The 15,618-nt window shown below is 72.1% G+C and carries 17 protein-coding genes and 1 pseudogene; 8 read left to right on the forward strand and 10 right to left on the reverse strand.

Features of this window, described 5'->3' with window-relative positions; genetic code table 11:
- Positions 1 to 2,507: pseudogene (locus tag E1267_RS36765) on the reverse strand (tetratricopeptide repeat protein); the annotation flags it as partial.
- Positions 2,508 to 2,648: 141 nt separating this feature from the next.
- A complete protein-coding gene (locus E1267_RS36770; RefSeq protein ID WP_132339751.1) occupies positions 2,649 to 3,509 on the reverse strand; it encodes a LysR family transcriptional regulator in 861 nt (286 codons plus the stop codon).
- 98 nt (positions 3,510 to 3,607) lie between these two features.
- Between E1267_RS36770 and E1267_RS36775 the strand changes: the two genes are divergently transcribed.
- From E1267_RS36775 to E1267_RS36785, 3 genes are all read left to right on the forward strand, one after another.
- Complete coding sequence (locus E1267_RS36775) at positions 3,608 to 4,132, forward strand: cysteine dioxygenase family protein (protein ID WP_132339753.1); 525 nt, start codon at positions 3,608 to 3,610, stop codon at positions 4,130 to 4,132.
- Between the two features lie 131 nt (positions 4,133 to 4,263).
- Complete coding sequence (locus E1267_RS36780; RefSeq protein ID WP_132339755.1) at positions 4,264 to 4,851, forward strand: winged helix-turn-helix domain-containing protein; 588 nt, start codon at positions 4,264 to 4,266, stop codon at positions 4,849 to 4,851.
- Between the two features lie 9 nt (positions 4,852 to 4,860).
- The gene (locus E1267_RS36785) at positions 4,861 to 5,046 is read left to right on the forward strand and encodes a hypothetical protein (RefSeq protein ID WP_201761347.1); all 186 of its coding nucleotides are present in this window, start codon (positions 4,861 to 4,863) and stop codon (positions 5,044 to 5,046) included.
- 18 nt (positions 5,047 to 5,064) lie between these two features.
- Here the strand turns inward: E1267_RS36785 and E1267_RS36790 are convergent, their stop codons facing one another.
- The 3 genes from E1267_RS36790 to E1267_RS46890 form a co-directional block, all read right to left on the reverse strand.
- Entirely contained in the window at positions 5,065 to 5,982 is a 918-nt protein-coding gene (locus E1267_RS36790) for a CU044_5270 family protein (protein WP_132339757.1), read from the reverse strand.
- Positions 5,979 to 6,602, reverse strand: coding sequence for an RNA polymerase sigma factor (locus E1267_RS36795; RefSeq protein WP_132339759.1), 624 nt, complete (start codon positions 6,600 to 6,602; stop codon positions 5,979 to 5,981). The genes E1267_RS36790 and E1267_RS36795 overlap by 4 nt, the downstream gene beginning before the upstream one ends.
- Before the next feature lie 199 nt (positions 6,603 to 6,801).
- Positions 6,802 to 6,996 (reverse strand): hypothetical protein, encoded by a 195-nt coding sequence (locus E1267_RS46890; RefSeq protein WP_246064487.1) that lies wholly within the window; start codon positions 6,994 to 6,996, stop codon positions 6,802 to 6,804.
- An 89-nt stretch (positions 6,997 to 7,085) separates the two neighbouring features.
- Between E1267_RS46890 and E1267_RS46895 the strand changes: the two genes are divergently transcribed.
- Positions 7,086 to 7,361: a hypothetical protein gene (locus E1267_RS46895; RefSeq protein ID WP_246064488.1), complete on the forward strand. Its 276-nt coding sequence runs from the start codon at positions 7,086 to 7,088 to the stop codon at positions 7,359 to 7,361.
- Here the strand turns inward: E1267_RS46895 and E1267_RS36805 are convergent.
- Positions 7,358 to 8,713, reverse strand: coding sequence for a dipeptidase (locus E1267_RS36805; RefSeq protein WP_132339761.1), 1,356 nt, complete (start codon positions 8,711 to 8,713; stop codon positions 7,358 to 7,360). The two genes, E1267_RS46895 and E1267_RS36805, sit on opposite strands and share 4 nt — an antisense overlap.
- A gap of 264 nt (positions 8,714 to 8,977) precedes the next feature.
- Here E1267_RS36805 and E1267_RS36810 point away from each other — a divergent pair, with 264 nt between their 5' ends.
- Complete coding sequence (locus tag E1267_RS36810; protein ID WP_132339763.1) at positions 8,978 to 10,360, forward strand: aspartate aminotransferase family protein; 1,383 nt, start codon at positions 8,978 to 8,980, stop codon at positions 10,358 to 10,360.
- Between the two features lie 64 nt (positions 10,361 to 10,424).
- Positions 10,425 to 11,534 (forward strand): alanine dehydrogenase, encoded by a 1,110-nt coding sequence (gene ald, locus E1267_RS36815; protein WP_132339765.1) that lies wholly within the window; start codon positions 10,425 to 10,427, stop codon positions 11,532 to 11,534.
- Here ald and E1267_RS36820 read toward each other — a convergent pair.
- Together E1267_RS36820 and E1267_RS36825 are read right to left on the reverse strand one after the other, a co-directional pair.
- Positions 11,531 to 11,749: a VOC family protein gene (locus E1267_RS36820; protein WP_132339767.1), complete on the reverse strand. Its 219-nt coding sequence runs from the start codon at positions 11,747 to 11,749 to the stop codon at positions 11,531 to 11,533. The two genes, ald and E1267_RS36820, sit on opposite strands and share 4 nt — an antisense overlap.
- A 78-nt stretch (positions 11,750 to 11,827) precedes the next feature.
- Positions 11,828 to 12,145 (reverse strand): PadR family transcriptional regulator, encoded by a 318-nt coding sequence (locus tag E1267_RS36825; RefSeq protein WP_132339769.1) that lies wholly within the window; start codon positions 12,143 to 12,145, stop codon positions 11,828 to 11,830.
- A 59-nt stretch (positions 12,146 to 12,204) separates the two neighbouring features.
- Between E1267_RS36825 and E1267_RS36830 the strand changes: the two genes are divergently transcribed.
- A complete protein-coding gene (locus tag E1267_RS36830) occupies positions 12,205 to 12,573 on the forward strand; it encodes a VOC family protein (RefSeq protein ID WP_132339771.1) in 369 nt (122 codons plus the stop codon).
- Between the two features lie 28 nt (positions 12,574 to 12,601).
- Here E1267_RS36830 and E1267_RS36835 read toward each other — a convergent pair whose 3' ends face one another.
- Complete coding sequence (locus E1267_RS36835) at positions 12,602 to 13,987, reverse strand: tetratricopeptide repeat protein (RefSeq protein ID WP_132339773.1); 1,386 nt, start codon at positions 13,985 to 13,987, stop codon at positions 12,602 to 12,604.
- Positions 13,988 to 14,237: 250 nt separating this feature from the next.
- Between E1267_RS36835 and E1267_RS36840 the strand changes: the two genes are divergently transcribed.
- Positions 14,238 to 14,519, forward strand: coding sequence for a hypothetical protein (locus E1267_RS36840; RefSeq protein WP_132339774.1), 282 nt, complete (start codon positions 14,238 to 14,240; stop codon positions 14,517 to 14,519).
- 14 nt (positions 14,520 to 14,533) lie between these two features.
- Here E1267_RS36840 and E1267_RS36845 read toward each other — a convergent pair whose 3' ends face one another.
- Positions 14,534 to 15,436, reverse strand: coding sequence for a sulfite exporter TauE/SafE family protein (locus E1267_RS36845; protein WP_165960005.1), 903 nt, complete (start codon positions 15,434 to 15,436; stop codon positions 14,534 to 14,536).
- Positions 15,437 to 15,618 lie beyond the last annotated feature (182 nt).

Consider the following 15,618-nt stretch of genomic DNA (forward strand, 5'->3'; position numbering starts at 1 on the left):
AAGAGACAGACCGAGAGGAGGGCGGCCAGGTGAGCCGCGAAGTCGCCGTCGCCGCCCGCCGCCTGGAACGCCCGTACCGCCTCACTCAGCCGCCCGGTTCCGAGCAGCGCGCACGCGACGTTGTGGTACGCCCGCGCGGCCTCCTCCGCATACCGGGGGTCGTCCTCGGCCAGGATCCGGTACCTGGCCGCCGCCTCCTGCGCGGGCTTGAGCGCGCCACCGGCCTCGCCTCCGAGCAGCAGGCAGGCGCCCAGGTCGAACAGCGCCTCGGCCCGCCCGGCCGCCTCCTCGTACGGGGGAGCGGCCGCGTGGATCTCCACGGCCTCCGCAGCCGCGGCCACCGCCTCGCCCACTCGTCCCGCGGCCGCCAGCCGGCCCGACAACATGGACAGCGCCTCCGCCAGCGCGCCGCGGTCGCCTCGCGCCCGGTGGCGGCGCACGGCCAGCTCGCTCAGCGTCACGTCGAGGGCCCGCAGGCCCGGCCGGGCCGGCCCTGTCCGTACGGGTAAGGCGACCATCACCTCCGGCTCGGCGGGGAACAGCCCGAGTACGGAGTCGACGAGGTCGCCGAGCCGCGTACCCGGATGGGTCACCGCCTCCTCGACCAGGCTGCCGGCCCTGGCCGTGACGAGCGTCCGCAGCGCCGACCTGACCCGCCCCCCACCCGCGCACACCCGCAGGACGTCCAGCATCCGTACGAGATGCCCGACCGTGCGGTCCTCCAGGTCGTGCACGGCGAGCACGAGCGACTCCAGGCCCTCCGTGCCGGACAGGAGCTGCTCGGTCACGAGGTCAGGGCCGGGCAGGGCGAGCCGTTCGCCGCCGGGCAGGACGCGGCGGAGCCAGGCGGCCACGTCCTGGACGTGGCCGTCGAGCGCGGGCCCGCCGGTCGCGGCGTCGCGCAGCCCCGGTACGGCGGCCAGGAGCAGGCCGGGCAGTTCGGCGGGCGTGGGCGCGGTGAGCGCGACCGCCGCCACGGCCTGGCGTGCCGTCGCCGCGTCCACCCGCTCGTGCTCGGCGGGCCAGGCGCGTGCCCACCGGTCCAGTTCCCGTACGACGAACCGCTCCAGGAGCCCGCCGCGCGCGTGCTCGCCCTCGTCGCGCAGCCGCATGAGGGCGGCCAGGTGCACGTGGAGCGGCAGGCCGTACTCGGGGTCGTCGAGGTGGGGCGGGGCGGGCAGCATGGCCCGGCTGGGGGCGAACGCCTTCATGGCGGCGCGGGCGTGCTCCGTCCGCTCGGGCAGGGTGAGCGGGCTGGTGTTGAGCTGGACCGTCGTGGTGTTCAGCCGCCGCAGCCAGCCGCCCGCCGCCGCGTCGAGACGCCGCCACCAGTCTGGATCGCCCGGCTCGCGGGCCACGAGCAGCAGACGTACGCGGGGGTTGCGGCCGTGCTTGGCCAGCCGCCGTACGAACTCGCCCGCCAGTGGCACGGCAGGCTCGACGTGCTCGACGACGAGCAACGTCGGTCGTACGGCGTCCAGCGCGGCACCGTCCCCTCCGGCGAACAGCCCGGATGAGGTGGCCCCGGGTGAGGCGGCCGGGCCGGGGTCGCCGAGGGCGAGGCCGTACAGCGTGTCCAGAGGCAGGAGACCGGCGTCCCACCCGGACCCGGCCAGTTCCGCGCACAACTCGCCCGCCAGCCGGGACTTGCCGGTGCCCGGACGGCCGGTCAGCACCGCGATGGACAGCGCGGCCGGTTCGGCGGCCCAGGCGCGCAGCCGCGCGAGCTCGTCCTCTCGCCCCAGGAACGGCACCACGGCGTGGCGGGCCGGCAGCAACGCCCAGTCGGGGCCGTTCGGCGGCGGCTCTTCGCGGGCGGGTGCGAGCAGGCCCGCCAGCGGCACGGAGGGTTCGCCGCCGGTCACGGTCTCGAGACGGCCGGGTGGCACGCCGGCCAGCTCACGGAAACGCGCGTCGCTCAGCAGCGCGGTCACCGGCACGGCGTCCAGGTACGGGGCGGCGCCTGAGGTGACCAGGCCGATGAGCTGACCGGCCGGCTCGGCGAGCAGGGCGGCGCCCGGCATGCCGCCCCAGAGCGTGCCCGGCACCGCGTGGGTTCCGGGGTCGCCGACGGAGACCGTCAGCACTTTCGACGCCGGGTCCGCCGGGGCGTCGACCACGCCGGTCAGCGTCTCGGCGTCACGGAACCCGGCCCGCTGCCCCGCCCGCGGAAACCCTCTGGCCAGGCACCGTACGCCTGGCGCGGCGGCCCTGGCCCAGCGCACGTGCTCGATGCCGGGCAGCTCGGCCCACGGGGAGCCGGGCACCCGCAGCAGCACCGCGCCGGTCGCGCCTCGCCCCCGCCACACCTGCTCGGCCGGGACCCACCGGGCCGACCAGGGCGCGCGCACCTGGCACGGCGTATCGGGCCCGACCACCTGGCCGGAGGCCAGCACCAGGTCGGCGCCTATCACGTATCCCGATCCGGTCACGCCGACGAGGTCGTCGTGACCGGAGTAGACCTCGACGACCCGTTCGAGCGCGAGGCGGTGTGGTGGCGTGTCCATGGGTCCGCCCATTTAGGTACGTCGCGACGTGTCGTCCCCCGACGAGCGTGTGATCTCACTATCGCACTATGGCTGGAAAATTTCCGCCCTTGTCATGCCTTCGCAGACGTGCCCCTCCCCGTATCCTCGCAGCCGGGTCGGTCAGAGGCTCTCCCGCAGCGCCTTCACGAGCGCTTCCGTGCCCGGCGGGTGGGGTGGTTCGCCGTAGACGGCGGCGTACACGTGCCGGGTGGAGCCCGGCACCTCGGTCACGTGGACGCCGGGGTGGCGGTGGGCGGTGAGCGCCAGCCCTGGCAGGAGGGTGAGGCCCAGCCCCGCCGCCACGAGCGCCTGCACGGCCACTATGTCGTCGCTGGTGAACGAGATGCGCGGGGTGAAGCCCGCCTTGTCGCAGATGTCCAGCAGGTGGCTGCGGCACCGGTCGCAACCCGCGATCCAGGGGGATTCGGCGTGGTCGGCGAGCCCGCCGACCGGTGTGCTGGACACCAGGTAGCTGAGGTCGTCGAAGAGGTGGATCATGTGCAGGCCGTTCCCCTCGGGGGCGGCGTCGTCCCAACGGAACATCACCGCCACGTCCGCCCGGCCCGACCGCAGCAGCCGGAGCGCCTCCGGCGGCTCGGTCTCCGTGAGCTCCAGGCGCAGCCCCGGGTGGGCGGCGGCGAGCAGGCCTGCCGCTTTCGGGATGAACGTGCCCAGCGCGGAGGGGAAGGCGGTCAGCCGCACCCGGCCGGTGCGCAGCCCGACGTGGGCGGCCAGTTCCTCTGAAGTGGCGTCGAGACGGCCGATGATCTCGGCGGCGCGTTCGGCGAGCAGCCGGCCCGCGTCGGTGAGCCGGATGCCGCGCCCGGCGCGCTGGACGAGCTTGGCCCCGGTCTCCGCCTCCAGCCTGGCCAGGTGGTGGCTGACGGAGGGCTGGGAGTAGTGGAGCTCCTTGGCGGCCGCGGTCAGCGAGCCCGTACGGGCGACCGCGAGCAGGACGTGGAGCCGGGTGACGTCGAGCATTCATCAATCGTATCTATCGATGGACCAGAAGACTTCTGTTGGACCTATTGGTCCGGATGGAGCACGGTAGAAGGGAAGGCGAATACCAGGGAGTACTCATGCGCACCGTCACCGCCGTCCGTCCGGGGCTGGATCCGCTCGTGTCCGGCATCTCCGGGATCGTGGCGCGCGAGCAAACGTCGCGCGACACCGCGTACGCCGTCGCCGATCTGCTCCGCGGCGGCCTCCCCGGGCTCGACATCCTCTCGCCGGAGGAGCGTGCCGGCTCACCCGACGGGTACGTGTCCCGCGTGCTGCACGCCCAGGAGGACTTCTCGATCGTGGCGGTCGTGTGGCGGCCCGGCCAGTTCACGGCGATCCACGACCATGTCTCGTGGTGCACGTTCGGCATTCTCAGCGGCATCGAATACGAGACCCTCTACCGCGACATGGGTGACCATCTGGTGGAGATCGGCCGCGCGGCCAACCGTCCCGGGGAGGTCAGCGGGTTCGCGCCGCCCGGTGACATTCACATGGTGCGCAACACGAGCGACGAGGTGGGCGTGTCGCTCCACGTGTACGGCGCCGACGTGAGCCGGCTCGGCAGCAGCGTGCGCCGCGTCTACGACCTGCCCGTCAGGTAGCACCCTCCATCGGCCGCCCCGCGCCCGCCGGCGCCGGGCGGCCTTGTCATGCGCTCCGGTAGCCTCGGGTAGGAAAGGAAATTTGCGCAACTTATATTGCGCAAATTTCCTTTCCTACTTACCATGGAGCCATGGCCGCCGAGAAGAACCATCGCGTCAAGGACATCGACACGCTCAAGGCGCTTGGCCACCCGCTGCGCATCAAGCTCTACCGCGCGCTCTTCATGGCGGGCACGGCGACCGCGTCACAGCTGGCCGACAAGGTCGACGAGCCCGTGTCCCTGGTCAGCTACCACCTGCGCAAGCTGTCCGCGCACAGGATCATCGAGGAGGCAGAGCCGGGCAGCGGCGACGGCAGGGAGCGGTGGTGGCGGCCGGTCTCGACCACGATCAGCACCAGGGACGAGGACTGGCGCGAAGCCCCCGAGCGGGCCGCCGTCCACGCGGCCGTCTCCCGCGTGTACGCCCGCCAGCGCTACGAGATGTACGAGGAGCACCTCGACACCAGGGACGCCTGGAGTGACGACTGGCGCGGCGCGTCGTTCAGCTCCGAATACCTGTTCACGCTCACGGCCGAGGAACTTCAGGAACTCGGCCGTGAGCTCGACGAGCTGGTCGCGAAGTGGCGCGAGCGCGGCACGGCGGCCCGCGAGGCAGGCGAGACACAGGGGCGCGAGAACGTCGTCCTGCACGTCAACGGCTTCCCGTTCCGCACCTGAGGAGACGTGATGATGAACAGCGACCTGTTCCTGTACGTCGAACATCAGCGCGCCCGCGAGCTGCGCGCCGAGGCGGAGCGCCACCGCGTGACCACGAAGCCCGTCCCAGCCGTCCGCCGCTGGCAGATCCGCCTGGGCTGGACGCTGGTCGAGATGGGCCTGCGGCTCGTGCACCGCCGTCCCGCGCACAACTGACCGGCCGCGCCCGCGGGCTCAGGGCAGGTCGCCGGCGTTGTCGACGATGCCGGCGCCGAGCACCGACATCCCGATGGCCGCACCGTCGTCCACAGACTTGACGCCCATGTAGCGGTAGTCGCCGGAGTCGAGGATGTAGACGGACTTGCCGTGAGCACCCGCGTCGAAGACCACGCCCACGCCCGCGCGGCCGTCCATGTCCGTCGCGTTCTCCTCGACGGAGACGTGCCGGAGCTTGGCCAGCGCCCGGTACATCGCGGCGCGCGTGTCCGGCGGGATCATCGGCCCGAACTTCATGTACCACCCGATCGCCCCGAACACTTTGACGTCGTCGGCGATCTCGGGAGGACACATAGGCGCGCACACCGACAGCGGGGTGCGGGCCGTCTCGAGCCCGCGGAAGTGCTTCACGAGGGCGTCGGGGTCGGTCGGCAGGGCCTCCACCTCCCGCTGGGTGCGGGTGACGTCGGTCGGCCCCTTCTCCGGGGGCCCCACCTTGAGCTCACCGCCTTCCTGGCGCAACGCCGTCCTGCCCCCGTCCATCCGGCTCCAGTGTTCGAAGGTCGGCAGGCCGCCGCCCATGTGCTGCGATTCCTTCAGGTAGAACCACTGGTCGGGCCTGATCTCCTGGGCGGTGGATCGGCCGGCCACCAGCGCGGCCCGCTCCAGCACCGTCTTCGTCACCGCCGGTCGCGTCGTCGTCGCGACCGGCGGCTGCACGTTCCCGCCCCCCGAGGTGGCGACGGCCGTCGCGGCGACGGCCAGTGCGCATGCCCCGGCCGCGGTCAGCCCCAGCCGCAGCCGGTACACCGGTCGCCGCGCCGGCATCGGCGCCGGACCCGCCGTGCGCCGGGCCAGTGCGCGCTCCACGCCACGCAGGTCCTGCTGCTCGGGAACCTCGTCCCGCATCCTGTTGAGCAACTCGATCTCGTTCACCGTCTCCGCTCCTCTTCCACTGCCGCAGGGTCGACGCCGCCCAGCACCCGGCGTAGTTTGTTCCGAGCCCGGCTGACCCGCGACCGCACCGTGCCCACGGGGACACCGAGAGCGGCCGCGGCCTGCTCGTAGGTCAGGTCCGCCCACGTCACCAGCAGCAACGTGTCGAGGTGCCGCCGGGACAGCCCGGATAGCGCCCTGGCCAACTGCCTGCTCACGCCGTCCGCGCTCACCCGCCGGTCCACCTCGTCCGTGAACGGCTCGATCACCGCGTCGGCCCCTGTCCGGCTCAGCGCCTTGTACAGGCCGATCTCGCGGCGGCGGTGCCGTCCGACAAGGTTGGTGGCGATGCCGTACAACCACGCCCTCTCGTCGCCGCGGGTCGCGTCGTACGACGCCAGGTGCTGCAGGGCCACGGCGAACGTCTCGGCGACGATGTCGTCCGCGGGCTCCAGGCCGAGGCGCCGGATGACGTAGCGCCTGAGCTCGGGGGCGTGGCGGGTGAACAGGGCGGCGAATCGCTCGGACTCGTGCCGGGATATGGCGCCCGCCGGAGCGTCACGGCCCGCCTCCATGGCTCCGGGCCCCGGCGAGGCGGGCGCCCGGCTCTCGTGTCGCATCTCGTGCCTTTCGGGTGCTGCATGTCATGACAGAGGTGATTGCCATGAGCGTCACCCGAGGTTCCATCTTTTCCGCGCAGGTGTTGACCCGGCGGCCGACGGTGCCGCCTGCCTTCGCTGCGGGCGCCATCCGGCGGCGGGAGAGGGCAGCGTCACAGAAGGGGAAGAAGCGCTCGCGCGTCCGGGCGGGTGCCGAGGGTCATGACGTGATCCGCCAGGTGCTCCCGGCCAGGTCGCGCATGACCGCGAGCACGTCGCCGACCAGCTCGGGGTCCAGCTCCCGCTGTCGCTGCAGTCGTGGCTGGAGGACCGCTTCGTCACCGACTTCCTCGAAGGGGCGGACGTGCTGCTGGTCGCGGGTTCGGGGCTGGGGGAGCTGTCCAGCGACTACCACACGATGCGCCCGCGCGGCCGTGTCGTCCACGTCGAGGCGGACGCCGGCAAGCTGGCGGCCACGAGCAGGAGTTCGCGCTGCTGGAGGCGGTGCCGTCCGGCGTGCTGTCGTTCTGGGACATGACCGTCCTCACCTACTGGGCGTGGTCGGCCTTCCCCGGTCACATGTGGTCGGCGCAGGGCGCGGACGGCCTCGGGTACGCGCTGCCCGCCGCCATCGGCGCGGCGGCCACAGGACAGCGCGCGCTCGCGATCTCGGGCGTTCGCCGCCCTGTCAGAGCCGGGGCCGAACGTCGTGGTCCTGCACGCGAGACCACGCATGTTCGCCCCGACCTGAAGCGGCCCGAGCGCCGGGCGGACCCCTAGACGCCGAGCGCCGAGGGAAGGCTCAGCTCGTGGAGGAACAGCGCCTCCGTGGTGGCGACGCGGCGGAGCTCCTCCAGGTCGACCCGCTCGTTGGGCGCGTGGATGGCGGCGTCCTCGTCCTCCGCGCCGAACAGCAGGATCTCCGCCGCGGGGAACTGCTTGAGCAGCGTGTTGACCAGCGGGATCGACCCGCCCGCGCCCACGTCGCGCGGCGGGCGGCCGAAGGCGCGCTCCATCGCCCGGTTGAGCGCCGACCGGGCCTTGCCGCCGGAGTCGGCCTGGAAGCCCGAGCCCACGACGACGTCGCCGAACGTCACCTTCACGTCCCACGGCGCCACCTGACGCAGGAACTCCGTCACCGCGTTGACCGTCGTCTTCGGGTCGCCGGCCGGCGGGATGCGGATCGTCACCCTGGCCCTGGCGACCGGCTGCACGGCGTTGATCGCGCCCGACACCGTCGGCACGTCCATGCCGGTCACGGTGATCGAGTAGGACGACCACAGGCGGTCGGCCAGCGAACCCGCGCCCACCAGCGAGACCCCGTCGAGCACGCCGGCCGTCTGCCTGAACTCCGCCTCCGACGGTCCCTGGCCGAAGAAGTTGCCCCTGGGCAGGCCCGGCACCCGGACCTCGCCGTTGTCGCCGTGCAGCGAGGTCAGCATGCGCATCAGGGCCGCCAGCGCGTCGGGGGCGGCGCCGCCGAACGATCCGCTGTGCACCGCCTCACGCAGCGTGCGAACCTCGACGGTGAAGGCGGCCATGCCACGCAGCGACGTCGTGACCGAGGCGTCGCCCACGCGCGGGTTGCCGGTGTCGGCCACCACGATGGCGTCGGCGCGCAACAATTCGGGGTTCTGCTCGACGAACGCCTCCAGACGCTCGCCCGCGTATTCCTCCTGACCCTCGATAATGACCTTGATGCCCACCGGGAACCGGCCCTGGAAGGCGCGCAGGGCGGTGACGTGGGAGATGATGCCCGACTTGTCGTCGGCGCAGCCGCGGCCGTACAGGCGGCCGTCGATCAGGGTCGGCTCGAACGGCGGGGTGCGCCACGCGGCCGGGTCGCCGGCCGGCTGCACGTCGTAGTGCGCGTAGAGCAGCACGGTGGGCGCGCCGGGAGGCGCGGGCGCCTCGCCGTAGACCGCGGGGAAGCTCCCCTCCACCGGCACCTGCTGGACGCGCGGCAGGCCGGCGGAGCGCAGCAGTTCCTCCGTCAGCGCGGCGGCGGCGCGCACCGGCTCCTCCGGATGCCCGGGGAAGGCCACGGAGGGGATGGCGGCAAGCCGCTTCAGCTCCTCGACGCCTTGGGGCATCGCGGCGGCGACAGCGCTTTCGATCTGGTCAGGAGTCACGGACGGTTCCCCCGGGGGTCGTTCTCACAGAGATATCTCGAACAGTTCTACAGGGTGACAGGCGCTTTGCCGTCATGAGGAGGATACGAGGTCCCGCGACACGGAAACGGGTCCGGGCTGCGGCCGCGGGTATGCGGATTTCGTTGCCGTTACATAGCGGTGCTGCGGATCTCGATTTTCTTGCAGAGTGTCGCGACCGATTCGCTTGGCAAGCGGCAGGTGAACAGGCAAACTGTGGGAAGTCAGACACGAGGGAAGATAACCATGACGCAGCCGGAAAACGACGTCCTCAAGGCCGCGCAGGACCACCTGTGGTTGCACTTCACCAGACACAGCTCCCACCAGCAGTCCGAGATCCCGACCATCGTCCGCGGTGAGGGCTCCTACGTCTACGACATCCACGGCAAGCGCTATCTCGACGGTCTGGCGGGGCTCTTCGTCGTCCAGGCCGGGCACGGGCGACAGGAGCTCGCCGAGGCCGCCGCCAAGCAGGCCCAGGAGCTCGCGTTCTTCCCGCTCTGGTCCTACGCCCACCCCAAGGCGGCGGAGCTGGCCCAGCGCCTGGCCGCCTACACCCCCGGCGAGCTCAACCGCGTCTTCTTCACCACCGGCGGCGGCGAAGCCGTCGAATCGGCATGGAAGCTGGCCAAACAGTATTTCAAGCTCGTCGGCAAGCCGCTCAAGCACAAGGTCATCAGCCGTCAGATCGCCTACCACGGCACCCCGCAGGGCGCACTGTCGATCACCGGCATCCCGGCGTTCAAGGAGATGTTCGAGCCGCTCGTGCCCGGCTCCATCAGGGTGCCCAACACCAATCACTACCGCGCCGACGAGATCACCGGGGTCAAGGGCATGAACCCCGAGGAGTACGGCTTCTGGGCCGCCGAGCGGGTGGCCCGCGCCATCGAGATGGAGGGCCCCGACACGGTGGCCGCCGTCTTCGCCGAGCCCGTGCAGAACGCCGGCGGTTGCTTCCCTCCCGCTCCCGGATACTTCCAGCGCCTGCGCGAGATCTGCGACGAGTACGACGTGCTGCTCGTCTCCGACGAGGTCATCTGCGCGTTCGGCCGGCTCGGCACCATGTTCGGCGGCCAGAAGTTCGACTACGTGCCGGACATCATCACCTGCGCCAAGGGCCTGACCAGCGGCTATTCCCCCATCGGCGCCATGATCGCGCACGAGCGGCTGTTCGAGCCGTTCAAGGACGGCGACACCATGTTCGCGCACGGCTACACCTTCGGCGGCCACCCCGTCTCCGCCGCCGTCGCGCTGGCCAACCTCGACATCTTCGAGCGCGAGGACCTGCTTGGCCACGTCACCAGGAACGAGCCGCTGTTCAAGGAGACCCTCGACGGCCTGCGCGACCTTCCGATCGTCGGCGACGTACGCGGCTCCGGCTACTTCTGGGGCATCGAACTCGTCAAGGACAAGACCACCAAGCAGACGTTCGACGCCGAGGAGTCGGAGCGGCTGCTGCGCGGCTTCCTGTCCAAGGCGCTGTACGAGGCCGGCCTCTACTGCCGCGCCGACGACCGCGGCGACCCCGTCATCCAGCTCGCGCCCCCGCTGATCGCCGGACCGGAGGAGTTCGCCGAGATCGGGTCGATCCTCCGCGACGTACTCACCCAGGCATGGGCGCGCCTGTAGAGGCCGCTCGCGTGACACACTCACGATCCGGTACGACGTGCCGGCGCCCGAAAGGAACCACCGCATGAAGATCGGCGTTCCTGCCGAGGTCAAGAACCATGAATACCGGGTCGCGGCGACCCCCGCGGGCGTGCACGAACTGGTGCGCAACGGCCACGACGTCACCGTCCAGCGGGGCGCCGGCCTGGGCTCGTCCATCACCGACGAGGAATACCTGGCGGCGGGCGCCAAGATCGTCGACAGCGCCGACGCGGTGTGGGGCGAGGCGAGTCTGGTGCTCAAGGTGAAGGAGCCGATCGCCGAGGAGTACCACCGGCTGCGGGACGGGCTGGTGCTGTTCACCTACCTGCACCTGGCCGCCTCCCGCCCGTGCACCGACGCCCTGCTCAGGGCGGGAACCACCGGCATCGCGTACGAGACGGTGCAGGTGGGCGGGGCGCTGCCGCTGCTCGCCCCGATGTCGGAGGTCGCCGGCCGGCTCGCGCCGCAGGTGGGCGCGTACAACCTGATGCGCTTCAACGGCGGCCGCGGCGTGCTGCCGGGCGGCGTGCCCGGGGTGGCTCCCGCCAAGGTCGTCGTGATCGGCGGCGGCGTGTCGGGGCTGAACGCCGCGCAGATCGCCGTCGGCATGGGCGCCGACGTGACCGTGCTCGACACCAACCTCGACCGGCTGCGCTCCATCGACGCCATCTACCGGGGCCGGCTCAAGACGCTGGTCTCGACGTCGTACACGATCGAGCGGGAGGTCCCGCAGGCCGACCTCGTCATCGGCGCGGTGCTGATCCCGGGCGCCAAGGCCCCCACCCTGGTCTCCAACGACCTCGTGTCGCGCATGAAGCCGGGTTCCGTGCTCGTCGACATCGCCATCGACCAGGGCGGCTGCTTCGAGGACTCGCGGCCGACCACGCACGCCGACCCCACGTACACGGTGCACGACTCGGTCTTCTACTGCGTGGCCAACATGCCGGGCTCCGTCGCCAACACCTCCACCTACGCCCTCACCAACGCGACCCTCCCGTACGCGGTCAAGCTGGCGAACATGGGCTGGCGGGAGGCCGTCAAGGCTGACGCCGGGCTCGCGGGCGGGCTCAACACGCACGACGGCCTGCTGACCAATCAGCCGGTCGCCGAGGCGCTCGGGCTCGCGTACACCCCGATGGCCGAACTCGTCTAGCCGTCCACGCGGTACGTCGTGCTGCGCACGATCTCCTCGGGGGTGAGCTGCTCCCTGGCGGTCGTCACGGCCCAGCGGTGACCGAAGGGGTCGCGCAGCACGCCGTACCGCTCGCCCCAGAACATCTCGTCCACCGGCATCTCCACCTCGGCACCCGCGCTGATCGCCCGCGCGCCGACCGCGTCGGGGTCCTCGACCCCCAGCAGGACCAGCACGGGGTAGCCGCCCAGCGTCGGCGGGGCAAGCGCGCCGAGGGCGGATGTCTCCTCACAATCCTTGCGGGCGTAGCGACGTCATGTGATCAGGCCTGCCTCTCTCGCGGCCGTCACCAGGCGGGTCATCAGCTCGGCCTCCTCCCGTGCGGCCCGCTCACCCTGCGGGGTCAGCTGGTAGTAGCGCCTTCTGGCGTCGTGGGGCGCGGCCGGGTCTCCGGCGTCGGACTCCTCCACCAGCCCGTCGGCCACCAGCCGGTTGATGGTCCGGTAGAGCGTGCCGGGCCTCAGCTTGACCGCGCCGCCGCTGATCTCCTCGACGAACCGCATCACCGCGTAGCCATGCCCGCGGCCGCTGGCCAGGGCTAGGAGCACGTGGAACCCGGCGGCGGTGAGCATGATTGACACGATAGCACCGCTCTGGTTATATCCGGCGTGGATATAACTATGGAGGTACGATGGCGCTCACCGTCAGCCAGGTCACCCTCTACGTCGACGACCAGCAGCGCGCGGTCGACTTCTGGACCGGCAAGCTGGATTTCACGGTCACCACCGACATGCCGTACGGCGACGACCGCTGGATCGAGGTCGAGCCGCCCGGCGGGGGCACCCGGCTGGTCCTCATCAAGGCCGCCCCCGACTGGCCCGCACCGGTCAAGGGCATGCCCCACTATGTGCTGTTCGAGGCCGACGACATCGTCAGGACGTGCGAGGAGCTCGTGGCGCGCGGCGTCGAGTTCGTCCAGCAGCCGCAGCACCAGCCGTGGGGCTGGTCGGCCGTCTTCAAGGACGACGAAGGCCACCAGTTCCACCTCGGCCAGCGCTGACCACCGCACCCGGGCCCACCTCGGCCGGTCAGCGCACCCCCAAGCGCCGGCGCAGGTCGCGCGCGGTGGCCAGGACGTGCCGGAGCTCTCCGGGGCTCGGCCACGGTGCGCTGCCCGGACGCAGCAGCGTGCCGCGTACCGACGCCAGATGCTCGACCGCGCTCACGTGCACCCCGCTCCGCTCCACCAGCCACCCGATCACCTCGGAATGGTCGTGCAGCGGCCGGGTCACCACGTCCCACGTGCCCAGCACCTCCGTCAGGTCCCGTACGTCCAGCGCCACCCCGCCCCTGCGCCCGGTCGCCGCGGCGGCCAGTTCCGCCCTCGCCGTCAGCTCCGGCTCGGCGGAGCGGCCCCAGGTGGGAGGCGGCGGGTCCGACAGCCACTCGCGCGCCTCGCCGTGCTCTCCCGCCACCGACAACAGTCCGCCCAGCTCGACCGCCGCCTCGTGGTGCCCGGCCAGCGCCGCCTGCCTGAACCAGTGTTGCCCGCCCGCCAGGTCACCGAACTCGGCGATGAGCAGCAGCGCGTAGTCGTAGGCCGACTCCGGGTCGCCGCCGGCGGCCGCCCGGCCGAACCAGTGGCTGGCCGCCGCGCTGTCGCCCAGCTCCACGCAGACGAACCCGGCCATCCGCTGGTCCTCCACCCGCCCGGCGCCGGCCGCGCGTTCGAACCAGGCCCGCGCCGTACGCAGGTCGCCCCTGGACAGCGCGAGACCGCCGAGCCGGGAGGCGGCGCCGGCGTGCTCGCACTTGGCGGCCAGCCGGTAGTAGGCCTCGGCGCCCTCAGGGTCGCGGCTGGCGTGCAGGTAGAGACCCATGCAGTGGGCCGACTCGGCGTGGCCGCCCCTGGCCCCGCGCTCCCACCAGTGCACGGTCTCCCCGTCGTCGCCCGCGGAATAGGCGAGGAAGCCCAGGTCGTGCGCCGAGGCGACGTCGCCGTCGGCCGCCGCCTGGCGGTGCCATTCGCGGGCCGCCGCCAGCTCGCCCGAGTCCTCGCACAACAGAGCTAGCCTGCGGGCCGCCCCCCGTGACCCGTTGCGCGCCGCCGCCTCGAACCAGCCCCTGGCGGCTACGGCGTCGCCGCGCTGTTCGAGCAGCAGCGTCGCCAGGTTGGCCGCGGCCTCGGCGTCGCCGGTGCTCGCGGCTCGCTCGTACCAGGAGACGGCCTCCTCCAGGCTGCCGTGCTTCTCGTGCCAGATGCCCAGGTTGTAGGCGCTGTCGACGTTGCCGCCCGCGGCGGCCCGCTCCCACCAGTGCTTGGCGGCCGCGCGGTCACCGTGCTGGGCGTACAGCTTGCCGAGCCGGTGCGCGGCCTGCGCGTCGCCCGCACGTGCCGCAGCCAGCAGCTCGTGCTCGTCCCCCGCACGTGGCGCCGGTACGGACGGCGCCGTCACCTCTCCTTGCCAGGCCATGGCGACAGAGTGGCACGTGATCACGCGATCGCGAACCGTAATCGCCGACAAGTGCTCCAGGGTGAACGCCGGAGCGCGGTCTCTCGCGTGACCGTGCGGCGGGTTTCCGCTCTCTCGCCGCGGTGTCCGCTGAATGTCCTCATGCTGACCTGGCCCGGTCCGTCCAGGCGCATCACGATGAAATCACACAGAGTAACGCCGCTCGCTCCGGGAGCTCGAGGCGGGAGCGTAACCGAAGGAGAGAAGGACGATGATGCGCAAGAGAACTGTCACGGGCCTCCTCGCGACCGTCGTGGCTGCGACCGGGCTGTGCCTGGCCTTCCCCGGAACCGCCGTCGCGAAGGCCTGCGACGGAACGGCGCCGGCCGGGCTGTCATCGCGAGCCGTGTGGTGGTGCGAGGGCTACTACATGACCTGGCAGGAGTGCCGCGACGCGGGGGCGGCGTACGTGGGTGCTCAAGGCGCGATCGCGTGGGCCTGCGACGAGGTGGGCGGCCCGAGGTACCCCTGGGGGCTCAGCATCCTGGACTGAAGCAGCGTCGATGATCAGTGCCCGGGTGAGGAGAAGGTGAGGATACCCGCGTACATGCCCATCCCGCAGACGTAGCGTAGGCTTCCCGGTGGTTGTGGCGGCAGGCGTACGGTGGCCGGCAGGGCGACGTCGCGGCCGTGGATCACGACGGTGTCCGTGCAGCCGTGCTCGGCCACCTTGAAGACGACCTCGACGGGCACGCCCGCCCGGGCCGACACGATGGCCGGGCGGTAGCCGTCGCGGGTGGCCCAGACCGTGACGCTTTGTCCTCCTGGCCCGGTGACCGCCTGCGCGGGGTCGGAGGCGGGCAGCCAGCCTCCCAGGCTGATCCCGGAGGCGGCGGTCCAGAGCCCGGCCGCGATCGCGACGACCCCGGCCAGCCTGGCCAGCCGGGTGCGGGAGACGCGCCGCAGCACGTAGCCGAGCAGCGCGAACGCCGGAGCCGTACCGATGACGAAGCCCGCCATGGCCGCCGCCCCCGCCACCGGCGAACCGCTGGAGACCGCGAGCAGTTCCATGCCGAGCGTCACGCCGCACGGCACCAGAATGGTGGCCGCGCCCAGCAGCGGCGCCTTGTATCTCGAAGGAGCCTGCGATGGCGGCGGGGCGCAGCCGGCGTGCCCGCGCCTCATGAGCCGGATCGCGAACACGGTCACCGTGACGCCGGCCACGACGAGCAGCACGGCCCGCGCCTGCGGCGGCAGGGCGACGGCCGAGCCGAGCAGCCCCAGCAGCGCGCCGGCGACCGTGTGGGAGGCCAGCCGGCCGGCGAGGAACCACGCCACGAGCGCGCGATCACGCCCGTGGTGGCCGTCGGTCAGCCCCATGAGCAGCCCGCCCTGTGCCGCGGTGCACGAGGCGGTGCCGGCCACGAGCCCGGCGGCGACCCCACCGGCGAGCAGAGCGGCGGCGCTCACGCTCAGCGGGCCGGCGCGGTGTGGCCGTCGTACGTGCCGTGGAACCTGGCGATGAAGCGCATGTCCGTCCCCGCTCTCTATGACGCCCGTACACGCAACGTAACCCGGCATCGCTCATGCGGAGAGTGACAGTTGCCGCACCTTCGGTGACGTTGGGGTGCGGGCCGCGCAAGGCCGGGGCC

The organism is Nonomuraea longispora (assembly GCF_004348345.1).
Lineage (GTDB): Bacteria > Actinomycetota > Actinomycetes > Streptosporangiales > Streptosporangiaceae > Nonomuraea > Nonomuraea longispora.

Coding starts and splice junctions, on each gene's coding strand:
- E1267_RS36825 (WP_132339769.1), bottom strand. CDS start 12,145: ATGCTCACCGCCGCCGGGTTCCACGTGCTCCTAGCCCTGGCCAGCGGC.
- E1267_RS36835 (WP_132339773.1), bottom strand. CDS start 13,987: ATGGCCTGGCAAGGAGAGGTGACGGCGCCGTCCGTACCGGCGCCACGT.
- E1267_RS36785 (WP_201761347.1), top strand. CDS start 4,861: ATGATGAACAGCGACCTGTTCCTGTACGTCGAACATCAGCGCGCCCGC.
- E1267_RS36830 (WP_132339771.1), top strand. CDS start 12,205: ATGGCGCTCACCGTCAGCCAGGTCACCCTCTACGTCGACGACCAGCAG.
- ald (WP_132339765.1), top strand. CDS start 10,425: ATGAAGATCGGCGTTCCTGCCGAGGTCAAGAACCATGAATACCGGGTC.
- E1267_RS36775 (WP_132339753.1), top strand. CDS start 3,608: ATGCGCACCGTCACCGCCGTCCGTCCGGGGCTGGATCCGCTCGTGTCC.
- E1267_RS36770 (WP_132339751.1), bottom strand. CDS start 3,509: ATGCTCGACGTCACCCGGCTCCACGTCCTGCTCGCGGTCGCCCGTACG.
- E1267_RS36810 (WP_132339763.1), top strand. CDS start 8,978: ATGACGCAGCCGGAAAACGACGTCCTCAAGGCCGCGCAGGACCACCTG.
- E1267_RS36840 (WP_132339774.1), top strand. CDS start 14,238: ATGATGCGCAAGAGAACTGTCACGGGCCTCCTCGCGACCGTCGTGGCT.
- E1267_RS36780 (WP_132339755.1), top strand. CDS start 4,264: ATGGCCGCCGAGAAGAACCATCGCGTCAAGGACATCGACACGCTCAAG.
- E1267_RS36795 (WP_132339759.1), bottom strand. CDS start 6,602: ATGCGACACGAGAGCCGGGCGCCCGCCTCGCCGGGGCCCGGAGCCATG.